Annotated in this window: 15 protein-coding genes; 6 read left to right on the forward strand and 9 right to left on the reverse strand. The window is 66.1% G+C overall.

Features of this window, described 5'->3' with window-relative positions:
* Positions 1–15: 15 nt before the first annotated feature.
* Entirely contained in the window at positions 16–639 is a 624-nt protein-coding gene (locus C4K88_RS00245; RefSeq protein ID WP_146065568.1) for a hypothetical protein, read from the forward strand.
* Between the two features lie 337 nt (positions 640–976).
* Here C4K88_RS00245 and C4K88_RS00250 read toward each other — a convergent pair whose 3' ends face one another.
* The 3 genes from C4K88_RS00250 to C4K88_RS00265 form a co-directional block, all read right to left on the reverse strand.
* Positions 977–2,230, reverse strand: a complete 1,254-nt coding sequence (locus C4K88_RS00250; protein ID WP_104119661.1) for an RNA polymerase sigma factor — start codon at positions 2,228–2,230, stop codon at positions 977–979.
* 13 nt (positions 2,231–2,243) lie between these two features.
* Positions 2,244–2,594: a YciI family protein gene (locus tag C4K88_RS00255; protein ID WP_104119662.1), complete on the reverse strand. Its 351-nt coding sequence runs from the start codon at positions 2,592–2,594 to the stop codon at positions 2,244–2,246.
* 472 nt (positions 2,595–3,066) lie between these two features.
* A complete protein-coding gene (locus C4K88_RS00265) occupies positions 3,067–3,420 on the reverse strand; it encodes a YciI family protein (protein ID WP_104119663.1) in 354 nt (117 codons plus the stop codon).
* 683 nt (positions 3,421–4,103) lie between these two features.
* Between C4K88_RS00265 and C4K88_RS00270 the strand changes: the two genes are divergently transcribed.
* Positions 4,104–4,970, forward strand: coding sequence for an AraC family transcriptional regulator (locus C4K88_RS00270; RefSeq protein ID WP_104119664.1), 867 nt, complete (start codon positions 4,104–4,106; stop codon positions 4,968–4,970).
* A gap of 32 nt (positions 4,971–5,002) precedes the next feature.
* Here C4K88_RS00270 and C4K88_RS00275 read toward each other — a convergent pair whose 3' ends face one another.
* From C4K88_RS00275 to C4K88_RS00290, 4 genes are read right to left on the reverse strand one after another with little or no spacing between them, the layout of a single operon-like run.
* Positions 5,003–6,142: a zinc-binding dehydrogenase gene (locus C4K88_RS00275; RefSeq protein WP_104119665.1), complete on the reverse strand. Its 1,140-nt coding sequence runs from the start codon at positions 6,140–6,142 to the stop codon at positions 5,003–5,005.
* The gene (locus C4K88_RS00280; RefSeq protein ID WP_104119666.1) at positions 6,139–7,152 is read right to left on the reverse strand and encodes a Gfo/Idh/MocA family protein; all 1,014 of its coding nucleotides are present in this window, start codon (positions 7,150–7,152) and stop codon (positions 6,139–6,141) included. Before C4K88_RS00280 ends, C4K88_RS00275 begins: the two co-directional genes overlap by 4 nt.
* Positions 7,149–8,264, reverse strand: coding sequence for a glycosyltransferase (locus C4K88_RS00285; protein ID WP_241521632.1), 1,116 nt, complete (start codon positions 8,262–8,264; stop codon positions 7,149–7,151). The genes C4K88_RS00280 and C4K88_RS00285 overlap by 4 nt, the downstream gene beginning before the upstream one ends.
* 14 nt (positions 8,265–8,278) lie before the next feature.
* The gene (locus C4K88_RS00290) at positions 8,279–9,250 is read right to left on the reverse strand and encodes a glucosyl-3-phosphoglycerate synthase (protein WP_104119668.1); all 972 of its coding nucleotides are present in this window, start codon (positions 9,248–9,250) and stop codon (positions 8,279–8,281) included.
* A 202-nt stretch (positions 9,251–9,452) separates the two neighbouring features.
* On the opposite strand from C4K88_RS00290, the gene C4K88_RS00295 reads away from it, so the two are divergent.
* Positions 9,453–10,136, forward strand: a complete 684-nt coding sequence (locus C4K88_RS00295) for a histidine phosphatase family protein (RefSeq protein ID WP_167398936.1) — start codon at positions 9,453–9,455, stop codon at positions 10,134–10,136.
* Here the strand turns inward: C4K88_RS00295 and C4K88_RS17020 are convergent.
* Both C4K88_RS17020 and C4K88_RS00300 read right to left on the reverse strand, forming a co-directional pair.
* Positions 10,066–10,242 carry a transposase gene (locus C4K88_RS17020; RefSeq protein WP_146065569.1) on the reverse strand — a complete coding sequence of 59 codons (177 nt, stop codon included), beginning with the start codon at positions 10,240–10,242 and terminating at the stop codon, positions 10,066–10,068. The genes C4K88_RS00295 and C4K88_RS17020 overlap by 71 nt on opposite strands.
* A 102-nt stretch (positions 10,243–10,344) precedes the next feature.
* The gene (locus tag C4K88_RS00300) at positions 10,345–11,859 is read right to left on the reverse strand and encodes a glutamine synthetase beta-grasp domain-containing protein (RefSeq protein WP_206604324.1); all 1,515 of its coding nucleotides are present in this window, start codon (positions 11,857–11,859) and stop codon (positions 10,345–10,347) included.
* A 622-nt stretch (positions 11,860–12,481) separates the two neighbouring features.
* Between C4K88_RS00300 and C4K88_RS00305 the strand changes: the two genes are divergently transcribed.
* The 3 genes from C4K88_RS00305 (at position 12,482) to C4K88_RS00320 (ending at position 15,433) form a co-directional block, all read left to right on the forward strand.
* Entirely contained in the window at positions 12,482–12,751 is a 270-nt protein-coding gene (locus C4K88_RS00305) for an ArsR/SmtB family transcription factor (RefSeq protein WP_241521682.1), read from the forward strand.
* Positions 12,752–12,794: 43 nt separating this feature from the next.
* Positions 12,795–13,094 carry a hypothetical protein gene (locus C4K88_RS00310; RefSeq protein WP_104119671.1) on the forward strand — a complete coding sequence of 100 codons (300 nt, stop codon included), beginning with the start codon at positions 12,795–12,797 and terminating at the stop codon, positions 13,092–13,094.
* A gap of 1,202 nt (positions 13,095–14,296) precedes the next feature.
* A complete protein-coding gene (locus C4K88_RS00320; RefSeq protein WP_206604325.1) occupies positions 14,297–15,433 on the forward strand; it encodes a hypothetical protein in 1,137 nt (378 codons plus the stop codon).
* The last annotated feature ends 78 nt before the right edge of the window (positions 15,434–15,511 follow it).

The following is a 15,511-nucleotide window of genomic DNA, read 5'->3' on the forward strand; positions in this document are numbered from 1 at the left end:
CCGAGCTTCGTCTCGATGCCCGACCTTGGCCGGATCTTCCCCACCGACGTCTTCACGGCTGAGGAGATCGGCTCCGCCCAGAGGACCGTCAGTGACTTCATCGCCTCCGAAGGCGTGAACTCCATCCTCAACAACTCCGCCGCACTCCCGCCGCAGGAGCTCGCCGCCCTCCGCAACGCCTGGTGGGAAGAACACGCGGCCCTCTTCGCCCCCGATCAGCAGTCCACGATCAAGCTCAACCTCTCCGGCGAGTCCCCCGTCCTCGAGATGGAGCCATGGCAGAAGGACTCCCCCAATTACCGGTACCTGTACGGGGAGAACGAGCCACGAGTACGCGACCTCAACATCAAGACCCAGCAGATCTGGGCAGGACCAGGACAAAGCCTCACCTTCGTCGTCGCCGTGACCTACACCGCCGACGTCACCCTGGACGGTGCAGCCCTACCCCTCCCACAAATGTCCTACGGGAACATGTCCTACACCGTCGTCTCCGACGGAAGCGACGGATGGCTGATCAGCGACTACGGCGCCGGCGTGACCGTCGACATGACCACCATCCCCGGGTCAACGACCACCAGCACCGAAAGAACCGAAGCCGAACAGTTCATCGAAGCCCTCAACCGGACGACACCGGTATGAATGGATCATGCCGCCGCCGCTGTGCAGGGCGTACTCAACCGCAACGCTTCCACCGACACCAACCAAGCCCAGCTCACTAGATCCCTCACCACTCGATGAACGGAGGAGGATCGCTTACCGAGAACCCTGGAAACCCCGCAAAGTACCACCGCAGTAGGTCTCAAAGAGCTCTGCAGAATCGTCGAGGCGCCAGGAGTCCTTGGCTTCGAGGGTGCTCGCGCGACGGCATGACCACGGTGGAGCGATGGGTATCGGCGGCCCTTGCGCCGGTCGAGGCTTGATGTCCTCCCGAGTGGCGCGGACGCCGAGGCGCCGGGCGCATCGCGGCGAGCCCGCCTCAGCGATCGACCCGCGCCTCCAGCAGACGCCGCTCGGCGTCGTTCGCCGTGAGTTCGAGGGCGCGGAGGTCCTCGGCCATCGCCTCGTCCCGACGGCCGACGTGCCGGAGCATCCGCGCGCGCACTGCGTGCCAGAGGTGGTATCCCGTGAGTGCGGGTCGGAGCGCATCCACCTCGTCGAGCGCGGCCTCCGGTCCGTCGACCTCAGCGAGGGCCACTGTGCGGTTCAGCCGTACGATGGGCGAGCGGTCGTATGCCAGCAGCATGTCGTAGAGCGTGAGCACCTGGAGCCAGTCGGTATCGCCGCCGTCGCGCGCGTCGGAGTGGCATGCGGCGATCGCCGCATGCAGCTGCCAGCGTCCCGGGCGTCGTAGCATCGCCGCCGTCTCGAGCACGGCCTGTGCTTCGGCGATCAGTCGGCGATCCCACCGCGCCCGGTCCTGATCGGCGAGCAGGACGAGTTCTCCATCGACGGCGCGTGCTCCTTCGCGTGCTCGGTGGAACAGCAGCAGTGCGAGCAGTCCCTGTGCCTCCGCCTCGCGTGGCAGTTCGTGTGCGATGACGCGCGCGAGCCACAGGGCGTCGTCGGCGAGGTCGCGGTCCGCGGCGGCGTCTGCGCCCGCGACCAGATGGGCCTCGCTGTACATCACGGAGACGACGGTCAGGACGACACCCAGGCGCGCGGCCCGCTCGGATCCCTCGGGGATCCGCAGGGGGATGCCGGCGGCACCGATCTTTCGCTTGGCCCGCACGATCCGCTGCGCGACCGTCGATTCCGGGGCCAGGGTGGCACGCGCGATCTGCGCGGTCGTGAGGCCGCAGATCGCACGGAGCGTCAGAGCGAGCTGCGCGTCCGGCGAGAGAGCGGGGTGACAGCAGCCGAACAGGAGCGGCAGTCGCTCGTCGGGCTCGTTGGTGCCGGCGCGTGGTGCGGCCTCGGCCGGATCGGCGAGCAGGGCCAGCTTCTCGCGGTACCGCTTCTCGCGCCGCAGGCGGTCGAGGGCGTTGTGGCGGGCCGCCTGCGTCAGCCAGCCCCCGGGATTGGGGGGCACCCCGGCCGTGCGCCACTGGCGCACGGCCTCCTCGATCGCCTCGGCGACCGACTCCTCCGCAAGGTCGAGGCTCCCGAGCCAACCTGTGAGCGCCGCGACGATCCGCGCGGACTCCTCGCGGATCACCCTCGCGAGAAGTCGATCAGTTGCCGCGGCGCGGGCCCGCCCCGACTCCGCGGCCGCGCCATCCGATTCGTTCACGGCTCGAGGTGGCTTAGTCGACGACGATCGGGCGGATCTCGACCGAAACGCCGGGCAGCTCGAGCAGCGGCCACGTCTTGACGATGGCTATCGCCGCGTCGAGGTCGGGCACGTCGATCACCTGGAATCCGCCGATGACCTCCTTCGCCTCCGAGAACGGCCCGTCGGCCACGACCGGCGCGTCGCCGCCGTGGGTGACCGTGGTCGCGGTGGTGACCGGCTGCAGCTGGGCGCCGGCAGCGGTCAGCACCGCGCGGTTCGTGCCGAACCAGTCGTAGGTGCGGCGATAGACCTGCTCGGCGTGCTCGGGCGACACCGCTGCGTCGAGTTCAGGCGTGGTCGTGAACATGATGACGTACTTCACGGTCGTGTCCTTTCGTTATGGGAACCGTTGCACCCCTCCAGCGAACGGGCAAGCCCGAAATCGACACGAACCGCGGAATCCGCGTCAAAGAATCGAGAGCGGGTTGAAGAGGCCGGCCGGAATCGGGGCTGGCGCCCATTCCGATCAGCGCGATCACCACGACGAATGTGACCGCCGGCTCTGCGAGCAGCGGGAGCTTGCGCGGGAGGGTGACCTCGCGATGCAACCGGTACAGCGCCTGGTTCCGCGCCGCCGTAATCAGCCACCGGGCCGCTCCGGGACGCCGTCCCGGTCCAGGCCTGCAACGCGCTGACCTCCTGCGCGTACTCCTCAACGACGTCCAGGTCGCCCGCGTCGCGCACCGTGGCGGACAGCACGAAGGCCCACTCGGAGCAGTGGGCCTTCGCCAGTGCCGGAGCTGACCGCGGCCGCCTGGATGGCGGACGCGGTCGGCCCCATGTGCGGTGACTGATCAGAGCCGGCCTGTTGACGGGTCGTGCAGCGGGCGGAGCTCGACGCCGCCGCCGGTGGCCGGGGCCAGCTTGGCGAGCTCGATGGCGTGGTCGAGGTCGCGCGCCTCGCCGGTGTAGTAGCCGAGGAAGGACTCTTTGGACTCGACGAACGGGCCGTCCGTCACCGTGCCGGCCTTGATCTTGAGGGCCGTCGTCACGGGCTTGAGCGCGCCGCCGCCCGTGATGGACCCACCGTGCTCGACGACCCCCTTGGTGAACACACTGTGCGCCTCGACCACCGCGGGCCACCCCTCGGGCGGCAGGGTCTCGTAATAGGCCGGGTCTTCGTAGATGAGGATCGCGTACTGGGACATGGGATTACCTCCTGCATTCGCGGACCGGCTTGTCCGGCTCCGTCATAGTGACAGCGAACGGCCTGCCGCCCAATCGACAGTCAGTCCGACTTTTCTTCAAGATTCTTCCGGCGTCGCCGACGTCGTGCGTGCCGGAGTCCGCTTCGCGTGCTGACGTGCACTCCAGCGGACCCACCTGACGCTCCGTCTCGTCGCCCAGCGGCGGGACGCAATGCCGCCCGCCGACGGCAAGGTGGCTGTTGTGCGGCAATACGGCGACGCCGCCGAGGCGGTCGGCCCAGCGGTCGACAAGCTGCTCGGTGACTTGGGCGGCGACCCAGTCGGACCGGGTGCCGGCGGCGCGGTAGACGTTTCCGGGCGGCGGCGTACCTGTGGTGGCGGTGAGGTCGGCGATGACGTCCAGGGCGGCGGTATGACGCGTCGCCGGGCTGAGGCCTGCGCGACGAGGGGGACCGCGCCGGGACCGTGGGCGAGCCTGACGTCCTGCCCGGACGCGATGTCGCACCCGTGCTCGCAGCGGACGTACGGAAAAGGATCCTCATCGTGCACGGTTGGGTGCGCGGTACCGTACGTTCGACTACCGGGTTGCGGAAAGTGTGTGACCGGTGAGGTGATCGAATCGGACCGCGATAGTAGGATCCCGATGACGGAGACCCGAAAGGCTGGACGGTGAAGGGAGAGCCGTGATCGCTGAGCTGAACAGACTCATTGAATTGGTCGAGGAGAGTCTGACCGATGACCTGGACGTGTCCGTCATTGCGATGAGTCTCGGGACGACGGAGTACCACCTCCGTCGGATGTTTTCCTCGCTGGCCGGCGTCCCGTTGTCGGAGTACGTTCGACGCCGACGCATGACCCACGCCGCAGCGGACGTCCTGGGCGGCGGTGACCTGCTGAGCATCGCGGTGCGCTACGGCTACGGCTCGACCCAAGCCTTCGGCCGGGCTTTCCGGTCCGTGCACGGCGTAACGCCCGGCGAGGTACGCCGGGACGGCGGCCCCCTTCGCACTCAATCACAGCTCAGGTTCCGCCTGATCGTAGAAGGGAATATCACCATGGACACCCGCACCACAGAACGCCCGGCCTTCCGCCTCGTCGGCCACGCAGCCCAGGTGCCGCTCATTCACCAGGGCATCAACCCGCACATCCAGGCGCACGTCGCATCCATACCCGCCGATGAACACGCACGTCTCAAGAGCCTGGGCAACACCGAGCCGGCCGGCCTGCTGCAGGTGAGCAACAACGTCGACCCCGATTACTCAGAAGGTAGCGAGCTGACCTACCTCCACGGAGTCGCCATCACCGAGCAAACCCGCGCGCCCGAGGAACTGGACGTCATCGAAGTGCCGGCCGGGATTTGGGCGGTGCTCCGGACCGAGGGCGAGTACCCGGCTGCCCTGCAGTCCGCGTGGGCGGCTACTGCCACGGACTGGTTCCCCTCCAACCCATGGCGTCTGCGCCCGGGCCCATCCATCGTCTCGGTCCTCGAGCGAGCCGACGATTTCAGCAGAGCCATGTGCGAACTGTGGCTCCCTGTGGAACACGCGTAATCGGCCAGCCCGCCGGCGGTTGCACGATTCCCTTACGGAATTTCTCGACGTGACGGCACATGCTCATAAGTGTGGGAGTCCACAGCGAAGACGGCGGTCATGACGTGCTTTCGGCGCTGGGAGACCTCGTACATCAGCTGCGGTGCGTCGTCGTAGGGTACGACGTCGGTGATCAGGTGCTTGCGGATCATGTCGCCGTCAGAGTGAAGCAGCTTGATGGTTTCCGCGGAGAGCCGGGCACGGTCCCATTGACCTGCCAAGCCGCGCGGAACCCGGCCTATCTGTGCACAGCGCAGGCTAAGCCCGTTGTGGTGAAACTCCTCGCCGAGACGCACGGCGTCCGCTCCGCTGGTATAGAAGGCAAGATCGATGATGTTTCCTTGGGGGCGGGCGGCACGGAGGGCGGCATGGAGTGCTTCGGGGCGTCCACGGCATTGGAAGATGACGTCCGCCCCCCGGTCTGCTGGGCCATGGCGCCACCGTGCCTTCAGTAGCCTGCCGGGATCATCCTCCAGATCCAGCGCGAGGAAACCCAGTTCTTCCGCTGTTCGGCGGCGGCGGGGGTCCGAGTCTGTGACCACGACCTCGCGTGCGCCGAGGGCACGGGTGAACAGTGCGGTGAGAAGCCCGATGGGACCGGCTCCGGTGATCAGCACCTGACGTCCTTCCACACCGTCGCCAAGACCGCGGACCATGCCGCCGGTCGCCTCCGCTGCCGCATGCAGTAGACCGTTGGCGCAGATCGGCCCGAGGTGCGCCACGAAGACGCCCAGCAGCGGATCGAGGTCCTCGCCCAATAGCACCAGATGCTCGTTGAGCGGATCCGCCACATGCATGGTGGCATGCCCGTAGGCGCAGGCGAGGACGTCTCCCTCTGCGAGCGCGTCAGTTCGTGATTCCGCTACCCGGGCGACTTCCATGTAGCCGAGCCTGCGGATCGGGTAGGCGGTGCCGGCGGAGTGCGGCAGGAAGAGGCCCAGGTCGGGATCAAGCCGTGATCGCAGCCCTGGATGGTCTCCCTTCACGAAGGCAAGTTCCGTACCCGCGGACAGACCGGTGACGAGGGTTTCGAGCAGCAGTCCGCCCTCGGGGATGTCGGGCAACTGCTCCTCTATGATTTCCAGGGAGCCAGGTGCCGGGATGATGAGATTGCGGCGGCGCTTCACGCTCATGCCCCGTAAGCCGCGGACCGACCTTGGGGGAGCTTCACCGGCAGTCCGAGGCGGGCCGATTCGGTGATGGCGCAGCCGAGCCGGTGACTGCTCAGGGCCTCGGCATAGGGAGTGCGTGTGGTTTCCCGCTCACCTAGGACGGCTTCGATGAATTCCCGGTCCACCGTGACCCGTGGATCCTCCGCGCTTTCAAGATCCGTTCGTGAGGTGCCGATGAAGCTGCTGAGGCCGGCTTCGGACACCTCGAGGTACAGGCCGCGGCTGACCGTATGTAGAGCTGCCCGGTGTTTGGTGGCCAGCACGGACGTCGCAGCCATGGTGGCCACCGCTCCGGAGGCGAAGCGCAGCGTGGCCGCAGTGGCATCGTCGACGTCGTCCGTTTCGCGGCTGGCCCTGCCTGCTGTCTGCGTCCCGGTTTCCGCCGCACGGCGGATGCCGGCGGCATAGACCTCGACGACATCGCCGAGGAGGAAACGGGCGGCGTCGAGAACGTGGGTCAGCTGTTCTACGACCTGCCCGCCGGAGCGGTCCACCCGACCCCACCACGGGACCGGCGGGCGCTTATCGAGCCAGTAGCCATTGGCCAGCAGGGCAGGTGCCTCCGCCAGCAGGTCGCGTGCGTGCTCCATGGTGTCCGCGCAGCGCCAGTGGTATCCGGTGCCGGTGATGACACCTGCAGCCTCGACGAGCACTCCGATCTCCTCCGCGGTTTCCCGGCCCAGGCCGACCGGCTTCTCGACGAACAGAGGCAGATTCCGGGAAAGCGCGGCGCGCTCTCCTGATCCGTGCGCGAAAGGAGGAACGCAGACATAGACGGCATCCGCGTCCGTGAGGTCCAGCGCATTCTCGGGGTCCGTGAAGGCTCGTACGTCCAGTTCTCGGGCCACCTGTTCCGCAGCCGCCGGATGGGTATCGGTGACACTGGTGATCCGCACGCCGAGGTGCTTCAGGGTGCGCACGTGGCGTTGCCCTACGGAACCGGCCCCAACAAGAGCTACTTTGACGGTCACGCAACCTCCTGGAGAGTCCGTTCGTACAACCGCAGGTAGCTGGCAGCCATGGCCTCCGGTGTCCAGACGGACGCCGCCTCGATGCAGTCCTCGGCACGGATACTGTCCAGCTTCTGCAGGAACCCTGCGAGCTCCGGTTCACCGGCGGCAAGAAACCCGGTACGGCCGTGCTGCACCAGCGAGGGCAGCACCCCTAGCGGTGTGCCGACGACGGGGACACCCCGTGCGAGGGCCTCCACCACCCCTGTCGCTCCGGGCTCGGCCCATCGGTTGGGTGCCAGGAGTACCCGGGCGGAACGCAGGACGCGTTCCTTCGCCTCACCACCGACTCCCCCGATCCACCGGTACCGGTTGCCATCGAGCAGCGGACGAACCTCGTCCTGGAAGTAGATGACATCAGGGTGGGACGTCAGCTGGGCATCACCAGATGTAAGACGGCGGTCCAGTTCAGCAGGACTATCGATGCCGGCGACTGGCCCCGCGAGTACGAGCGGCAAGCCGGCCTGTCGGCAGATCCGTACGGCCGCATCCTGCCCCTTGTCCCTGGTGATGCGGGCAAGCACCAGGGCATGATCTGCTTTGTCCGCCCAAACCTCCAGTGCCGCCGGAACCGCAAGCGGGACGACACCGATTGTCTGGCGCCGTAGTGCCTCCGGGGCGCGGTCCAGCTGGGACTGCGATACCGCGGCGAACCGGACACGACCACGACCGTCGAAGGATTCGTAGAACGCGCGATGCTTGGCTAGATCCCAGTGCAGGGTCTGCAGCACTGGGGGGGCTGCAGTGCCCATCGCAGCAAAGACCGCGGGTCCCACGACTTCGAGGTGATCATGGACAAGATCCCAGGTGCCGCCGTCGTAGATGGCCTGGACGATTCCCTGCATTTGGGCGTGCGCGATACCTGAGACCTGGTTGTAGGGCCGGGCGATCGAGGCGATCTGGGGCCCGGCCAGCGGATACAGATAGCTGTCGGCTTCGATCGTGCTGGTCCCGACGGTCGCCAGCGTGACATGAAGACCGGCCCGGCGCAGTTCGGGAATCAAGGTGGCAATGACCGTTTCGATGCCACCGTAGCCGGAGGGCGGGACGGGCAACCACGGGCCGGCATTCACGAGAACTCGCATCTTCAAGCCCGCTCGCCGGTCATGGACCGGTGCTGACCGGCGTCCAGCATGGGGGGTCGTTCGGACACCCCGACGATGGCGGTTTCACCAATATAGCTTTCCCCGTTCCGCAGGAACTGGGTCAGTTCCACGGTGCTTGGAACGGCCGAGGCAAGACCGCGCCGATGAAGCCGTGATTGAACGGTGAGCTGGATCTGCATCGCCATCTTGGCCAGTTCGCCATCGGTCGAGTTGCGGTGGCGGCGTTTTCCGAGGTCCACCTGGGCCATACCGTCCAGGCCCACCGTTTCCAGCACATCGATCAGCATGCCGATCTCGACGCCGTAGCCGGAGACGAACGGTATGCATTCGAGTAGGCTGCGGCGGCCGGCGTATTCTCCGGCCAGCGGTTGGACAACCCCGGCCAGCTCGGGCCAGAACAGATTCAGCAGGGGACGCGCTACGAGCTCGGTCACCCTGCCACCGCCGCATGGCATGACCCTGACCCCATCATTGAGGGGGCGGTCGTAGTAGCTCTTGACGAAGTGAACCTGCGGATTGGTCAGCAACGGGCCGAGCAGACCAACCGCGAACTGCGCGTCGAACTCCTGCAGGTCGGCGTCGATGAACACGACGATGTCCCCCGAAGCGATCGCCAGGGACTTCCACAGCGCTTCGCCCTTGCCGGGGATGCACCCTGTGTCCGGCAGGATCTGGTCCTGGTGTGCGATCGTGGCTCCAGCGGCCGCCGCTAGCGCGGAGGTATCGTCCGTGGAGTTCGAATCGATGACGATGATTTCGTCCAGCAGCGGCAGCTCCTCCATCAACTCGGTACGCAACGCGGTGATGATCGCCCCGATGGTTGCCGCCTCGTTCTTCGCGGGGAGCACTACGCTGATGCGCTGACCTTGCTTGCGTGCCCCTAAGTCCTGCCGGTCGAACGCGCGTCCCCGGAAGCTTCGGGCCGAATACCAAGCCTGAACCTCTGCACGCATGCCGGTTCCCTCTCGCCGAGCCTGCCGGTCCCCTCCGGCCTGGCTATCGATAGGATCAGATCGAAGCCTACGGTTCCGCCCGTCCCTTGGGAATAGATCGAAGCTGCGTTGGTCCGGGACCGCAGACCTCCTTGACAGAAATGGGACGGGCTTGGATCAAGGCCGGAAGCCCTTGGGGAACGAGCGGCAGTGGGGAGAGCTGATGCACCAGATACCGGCCGCCGGGACACGTCCCCGCCTGGTGTTGTGGAGGCACGGCCAGACTGAGTGGAACGTGCTGGAAAAAGCACAGGGCCACGCAGACATCCCGCTCGATGAGACCGGGCGCCGCCAGGCACAGCAGGCAGCAGAACTGTTGGCCACCTTCAAGCCCTGCTTCATCTGGTCCAGCGATCTGGAACGCGCCCGCCAAACCGCCGTCGAGCTGGCCCGACTGACCGGTCTGGAACCTGTGTTGGACGAGCGGCTGCGCGAATACCACGTGGGCATCCGTCAAGGCACCACCTTCGACGAGTTCCGGCAGCAGCACCCGGACATTCATAGGAGGTTCTTCACGGAGGACAACTACCGGGTTCCCGGTGCCGAACTGCCCTCGGAAGTGAACCAGCGGATGAAGTCCGTGATGGTGGAGGCGGCCCTAGCCCTGCGCGACGGTGGCACCGGTGTACTGGTCGGACATGGGGCAGCCCTGCGCAGCGGACTACTGGCCTTCTTCGACGCCCCAGCCCACATGCGCGAAATGTTCGCCGGCATGGCCAACTGCGCTTGGACAGTACTGGAAGAACACACCGACCGCGGCTGGCAGATCATCGACTTCAACGCTCAAACCTTGCCAAATACGTCAGTGCCACTAGCCGACGACATGCCGACCCAACACGACGCCTAGGACCAGCAACACCGACGGTGCAGGCCCGGGTATTCAGGCACCGATGGCGGGAACCGTTGCGCTGCGCAAGACGACTCGGGCTATGGTTTGCCCCCTCGGTGCCCATGACCGCGTCTGCACCAGCACAGAGGGGCGTTGATCACGGTCTGCAGCAGCTGCGCATCAGATTCGGGGGAGCTTCGCGGTGGAGGTATGGAGCAGGCGGAGCTCAGCCGACGTGCCAGTGACGGCGGATGAGGTCCTCACGGATAGCGTCGTCCTTCTCGGGCCCCTCGTCGGATGTGGCGTCGGTATCGCGGAGTCCCTCGAGCAAGGCGTCGATGAGCGTGTCAGGGAAGACGCCGTCGGTCTCGAACATTTCCCGTTCAGCCTCGAGCGCGTCGGCCGACCCGGTGCAGGAGGTGGGTAGCTGCTCGAAGTCGCCATGGGTAGCGGTGCTGAGCCGCTCGGCCACCTCCAGGCTTCCCGGATCACTCAACCCGCGCCTCGCCGCGACGGCCATCCCTGCCATGAGCAGGTGTACGTCTGCCGAGCCGTCGGCGAGCCGGAGCTCGACGGTCTGGGGGTCGATAGCGGGTTCGGGGACGGGCTCGACACGGCCAGGATTGGCGTGCGCAACCATGTCGGCCAGCACGTCCCCGCCCCAGGCCAGTGGGACCCGAACCAGTCCGGTGCGGTCCTTCTCACCCCAACAGATGCTTCCCGGTGACTCGTCACCGTCAGCAAATCGCAGGTAGGACGTGGGAACCGTGTTGCCGAACGCCGTCAACGCCGCGGCCGCCGAGAGGTAACCGGCAATCAGCCGGCGCCCGGTGTCGTTCATCCCCTCCGCGCCGACCATGGCATTGGCGCCGTCGCGTACCAGCCGACTGTGGATGTGCAGGCCGTTGCCTGCGCCCTTGCCGCTCACTGAAGGCGCGAAAGTCGCCTCGATACCGCGGGCATGGGCCACCTCGCGCACCACCCACTTCGCCAGAACGAGGTTATCGGCCGCCTGCTCCACGGGCACGGGTTGGAGCTCTATCTCGTGCTGCACCAGCTGCCGGCCGTCCTGCAGGATATTGCCCACCTCGCCGTGGGCATACTTGACCGGCACTCCCATCGCGCAAAGGTGACCCAGTACCTGCTCCCGCACGCGCTCACCTTTGGAGAATGGCCCCGACTCCTGGTAGCCGCGCTCCTCCTCGACAGGGTAGATGTGCTCGGGCTCGTCTTCGAGGTAGTACTCCAATTCCCCGAAGGCCTCGAGCGTCATGCCGGTCTCCTGCGTCAGCACCTCGGCAGCGCGGCGCACCACCTGCTCGCGGGCATGGGACAAAGGTTGTCCGGCCTCGTCGTAGAAAGAGCACAACACATCGAGCGACGGACGATACCCAAAGGGATTGACGAAGGCGGTGCGGTGACGCGGGACGATATACACATCACTGCTCACGGCCCCAGTGCCAGTAAAAACACTCGAGCCGTCTACACGCTCGCCCCGGGTCAGTACCTCGGTAATGTGCTGACGCGAATTGATGGGGAACGCCACGGTCTTCAGGCGCCCGTCGCCCCCGACATAGCGCAGGTTCACCTGCTGCAGCCCCAACTGCTCGATCGCTCGCACGAGATCACCGCCGGTGAAGTCGGCCGAGGGCTTACCCAGCAGACGGACAATCGGATGAGGTTCGAACCCGTCGATGACCATGCTCTGTTCTACCAGCGCCACACAGAGTTCCACCAGCATCAGACACAGCGTTGATTGCGGAAGTTGGGACTGCCCCGCAGCGCGACCGTGGCGGGATCCTGCTGCGCTCCTAGAAATCTGCATGCTTGGGGTCGATTCGTACGTGGGTGGCAAAGAAATGTACGACGACCGCATTGTCCTCGTAGGCCAGCCGCCTTCGTGCTGTCTGATACTCGAGAAACCAGTCCACGCGCTGGCCTTCGGTCAGGACAAGCTCTCCTGGGTCTGCCCCGAGCGCTGCGGTGAAGGGGTTCTCGGTTCCGTAGGACCTGCCACCATCACCAAAGCCGACCCCGAAACGCTGAGCTTCCTCTCCCCCGATAGGTATCCCACCGGTCCCGCGAACCGAACGGACTGGCGGCACAGTACGGACTCGCACAATCGGAAGTCACCACCGCGTTGACACGGTGGAGCGACTACCTGATCGCCCATGGTCTTCGACGAGCCCCAGCCGCCCCCTCGATGTAGCCACCCTCCGGTTGCCCGTACGGTGAACCAGTCAAACGAAAGCCGTCGTATCGGCGCAGTGCGGTCACCTGAAGTCCAAGTGAAGAATCCTTCTCCGAGAAGCATCTACTTACTCGGCATCGTCACCTTCTCCGACTCTCCCTCGCATACTTGTATGCATACGTGTTTATCTATTGGTGTGACCGATGACGCTCAGCTCGAGAAGGTAGCAGATTTGTCTGAGGCGCTCAGCACCGTCTCGAGATTGAGGATCCTGACCTCTCTTGCGGGTGGTGCGGGGTCAGTGGGGTCACTCGTGGAAGCCACGGGGTTGTCCCAGCCCTTGGTATCGCAGCATCCGCGGGTGCTGCGGAGTATGAACTTGGTAACTGTCAGCAGGTCGGGGTGCGATGCGGTTGACGCGCTGACCGATCACCGGCACTAGCCATCCACCGGATACGGGGCGTACCCGCACCAAGGAGAGCACCATGAGCACCGAGATCAAGGCCGAGCACACCGTCGACGAGCACAGGCACGGTAGCGCCGGCTGCACCCACGAGACGGTTCAGCATGGCGACCACACGGACTATCTCCATGACGGTCATCGTCACGCCGAGCACAATGATCATTACGACGAGCACGACGCACCGGCCGAGCACGGCCTCGCCGATCACACCCACGGTGCTGCGGACTGCACGCATGAGGCGGTCAGTCACGGCGATCACACCGACTATGTCCACGATGGTCACCGGCACGCGGTGCATGGCGACCACTACGACGAGCACTAGGACGCAGCTTGTCCGCAGGAGCGGGCAGCTCCTCCACAGATCGGCGCCCGCCTGGTTCTTTGTGCCCGGCTCGCGGCAGTAGGAGCAATCGGTTGTTGAGAAAGGGAGTGGATTTTTTCGACCACACCGATTATTCCAAGAGGTTCAGGTATTGGCCTCAAGCGGATGGGCGCGCCGATGCCGATCACGGCGCTGCTCAGACTCAGAGGCAGCCTACTTGCTCGCCCCTCGCCGGGCTGCCACTGCTCGATCCACCGTCCGAGCGCATGAGGGCGCCCGACGTCGTTCAGGCCACCCAGCCAGATAGAGGGCCCGGTGATGTCGGCGTCCGAGGCGCGGACCGCGACGGCCCCGACCGCCCCTTCGGCACAGTGCTGCAGGCAGGGCGCGGAAATGAGAACACCGTCCCTGGAACGGGCGACCGACGCTGCAAGATCTCCGTCGCCGGATTCCTTGGCCAGCGCCGGTGGCCAGTACGGTGCCGGCGAAAAGGAATTCGCCGACCAGGAATCCGTCAGGGGTTCGCCCGTCCTCGGGGACGGCGGTGTAACCGGATCCGAAGAGGGTGTGATGGTCCCAGAGTTGGTCCTCCGCATCATCAGGCCGTACCGCCAGCGCCACGGTGTCGAGGACGAAAGCGCGTGGAACGACGGAGTGCAGGCCGTTCATCGCGTTCTCGGCCGTCGTCCCGGGTGGCAAACCGACGATGGCGCGACTCACCCCGGTAGCCGCCAGCCGCAGCAGAGTCGGAGCGAGGTCGAGCCGGACTGTGCAGCTCACACACCCGTGCTCCAGCACCGTCGATCCACGCTCCACCAACTCCTCGTCCCGGTGGACGCGCCGCATCACCACACCGTCGTCGAGCAGGTCGTGCAGGATCACCGGCACCCACGGAAGAGCACGCTCGACTCATTTTGCTAATGATACTCACTCGCATCTAGGGTGGGCGTATGTCCAGTTTCAGATCACCTCTTGTCCTTTCCGTAGCTGTCGCTGCGGCCCTTCTGTTGTCGGCGTGTTCCACCGCCGCTCCGTCCACCTCCTCCGACTCCACTGACTCCGCTGCGTCAACCTCCTCGACCTCGTCGGCATCAGAGTCAGCCTCGGAATCGGCGTCCGAGGAATCCCTCGCCGCGGTCGAGGGCCAGACGGAGGTCGCGGCCCTCGCCCCCAGAGCCGTGCTGACGTACGACGGTGGGGTGATGACCGTCGACACCGAGTCCGGCGATGTCGTTGCCACCACCGAGATGGAGGGCTTCCTCCGCCTGAACAACGCAGGAGACGGCCGGCATGTCATGGTCAGCACCGGCGAGGGCTTCAGCCTCTTCGATACCGGGCTGATCGCCCAGGGACATGGGGACCATGACCACTACTACGTCAGCGATCCCCAGCTCACCGACGTCACCATCGAGGCGCCGGAGCCCGGCCACGTGGTCGTCCACGACGGGAAGACGGCATTGTTCTCGGATGGCACCGGTGCCATCACGGTGATGGACTCCGAGGCCATCCACGACGGAGAGATCAGCGACGACGAGATCGAGGAGCACTCGACCGAGACGGCCCACCACGGTGTCGCCGTGCCGCTGAGCAGCGGAGAGCTCCTGCTGACGCAGGGTACCGCCGACGCCCGCAACACCGTGCAGGTGCTCTCCCCCGCCGGAGAGGTCGTCGCCGAGACCACGGACTGTCCCGGCGTGCACGGCGAGGCCGCAGCGAAACCGACGGCCGAAGGGGACGTCGTAGCGCTGGGCTGCGAGAACGGACCGGTCATCTACCGGGACGGCGCGTTCCACAAGGTCGCCGTGGAGGAGGACTACCAGCGCTCCGGCAATCTGTTCGGCCACCACGACTCGTCGATCATCCTCGGTGACTACAAGATCGACCCCGACGCCGAGCAGGAGCGTCCCACTCGCATCGGCCTGTTCGACACGCTGACCGACTCGGTGACCACCGTGGACCTCGGATCGTCCTACTGGTTCCGGTCCCTTGCCCGCGGCGCCGACGGCGAAGCCCTGATCCTGACGTACGACGGACAGCTGAACGTCCTCGACGAGGAGACCGGCGATGTCATCCATGAGATCGACGTCGTCGAGCCGTGGGAGGAGCCGGAGGAGTGGCAGCAGCCCGCCCCTCTGGTCAAGGTCGGAGCCGACGGCTTCGCCTATGTGACCGATGCCGCCGCCCAGCAGCTGCACGTCGTCGACATCGAAGCCGGCACCGTCCTGGACAGCATCGACCTGCCCGAGACACCCACGGAGCTCGCCGTCGTCACCGGGGACCCGGAGTCCGCAGGCCACGACGAAGACCACGCAGGCCACGACCACGAGGACGAAGACTAGAACCCGCAGCCCCGTCCAGGGCCGGACGGCGCACCGCCAGGCTGCGCACTGCCAACTCTGCACTGGACGTTGCTCGAT

Source organism: Arthrobacter pityocampae (assembly GCF_002927275.1).
Classification (GTDB): Bacteria; Actinomycetota; Actinomycetes; order Actinomycetales; family Micrococcaceae; genus Arthrobacter_D; species Arthrobacter_D pityocampae.

Excerpts from the sequence above, each read along its gene's own strand:
- C4K88_RS00310 (WP_104119671.1), top strand. The coding sequence starts at position 12,795 with ATGAGCACCGAGATCAAGGCCGAGCACACCGTCGACGAGCACAGGCAC.
- C4K88_RS00275 (WP_104119665.1), bottom strand. The coding sequence starts at position 6,142 with ATGAGCGTGAAGCGCCGCCGCAATCTCATCATCCCGGCACCTGGCTCC.
- C4K88_RS00320 (WP_206604325.1), top strand. The coding sequence starts at position 14,297 with ATGACCGTCGACACCGAGTCCGGCGATGTCGTTGCCACCACCGAGATG.
- C4K88_RS00300 (WP_206604324.1), bottom strand. The coding sequence starts at position 11,859 with ATGCTGGTGGAACTCTGTGTGGCGCTGGTAGAACAGAGCATGGTCATC.
- C4K88_RS00265 (WP_104119663.1), bottom strand. The coding sequence starts at position 3,420 with ATGTCCCAGTACGCGATCCTCATCTACGAAGACCCGGCCTATTACGAG.
- C4K88_RS00295 (WP_167398936.1), top strand. The coding sequence starts at position 9,453 with ATGCACCAGATACCGGCCGCCGGGACACGTCCCCGCCTGGTGTTGTGG.
- C4K88_RS00290 (WP_104119668.1), bottom strand. The coding sequence starts at position 9,250 with ATGCGTGCAGAGGTTCAGGCTTGGTATTCGGCCCGAAGCTTCCGGGGA.
- C4K88_RS00305 (WP_241521682.1), top strand. The coding sequence starts at position 12,482 with ATGCATACGTGTTTATCTATTGGTGTGACCGATGACGCTCAGCTCGAG.
- C4K88_RS17020 (WP_146065569.1), bottom strand. The coding sequence starts at position 10,242 with ATGGGCACCGAGGGGGCAAACCATAGCCCGAGTCGTCTTGCGCAGCGC.
- C4K88_RS00245 (WP_146065568.1), top strand. The coding sequence starts at position 16 with ATGCCCGACCTTGGCCGGATCTTCCCCACCGACGTCTTCACGGCTGAG.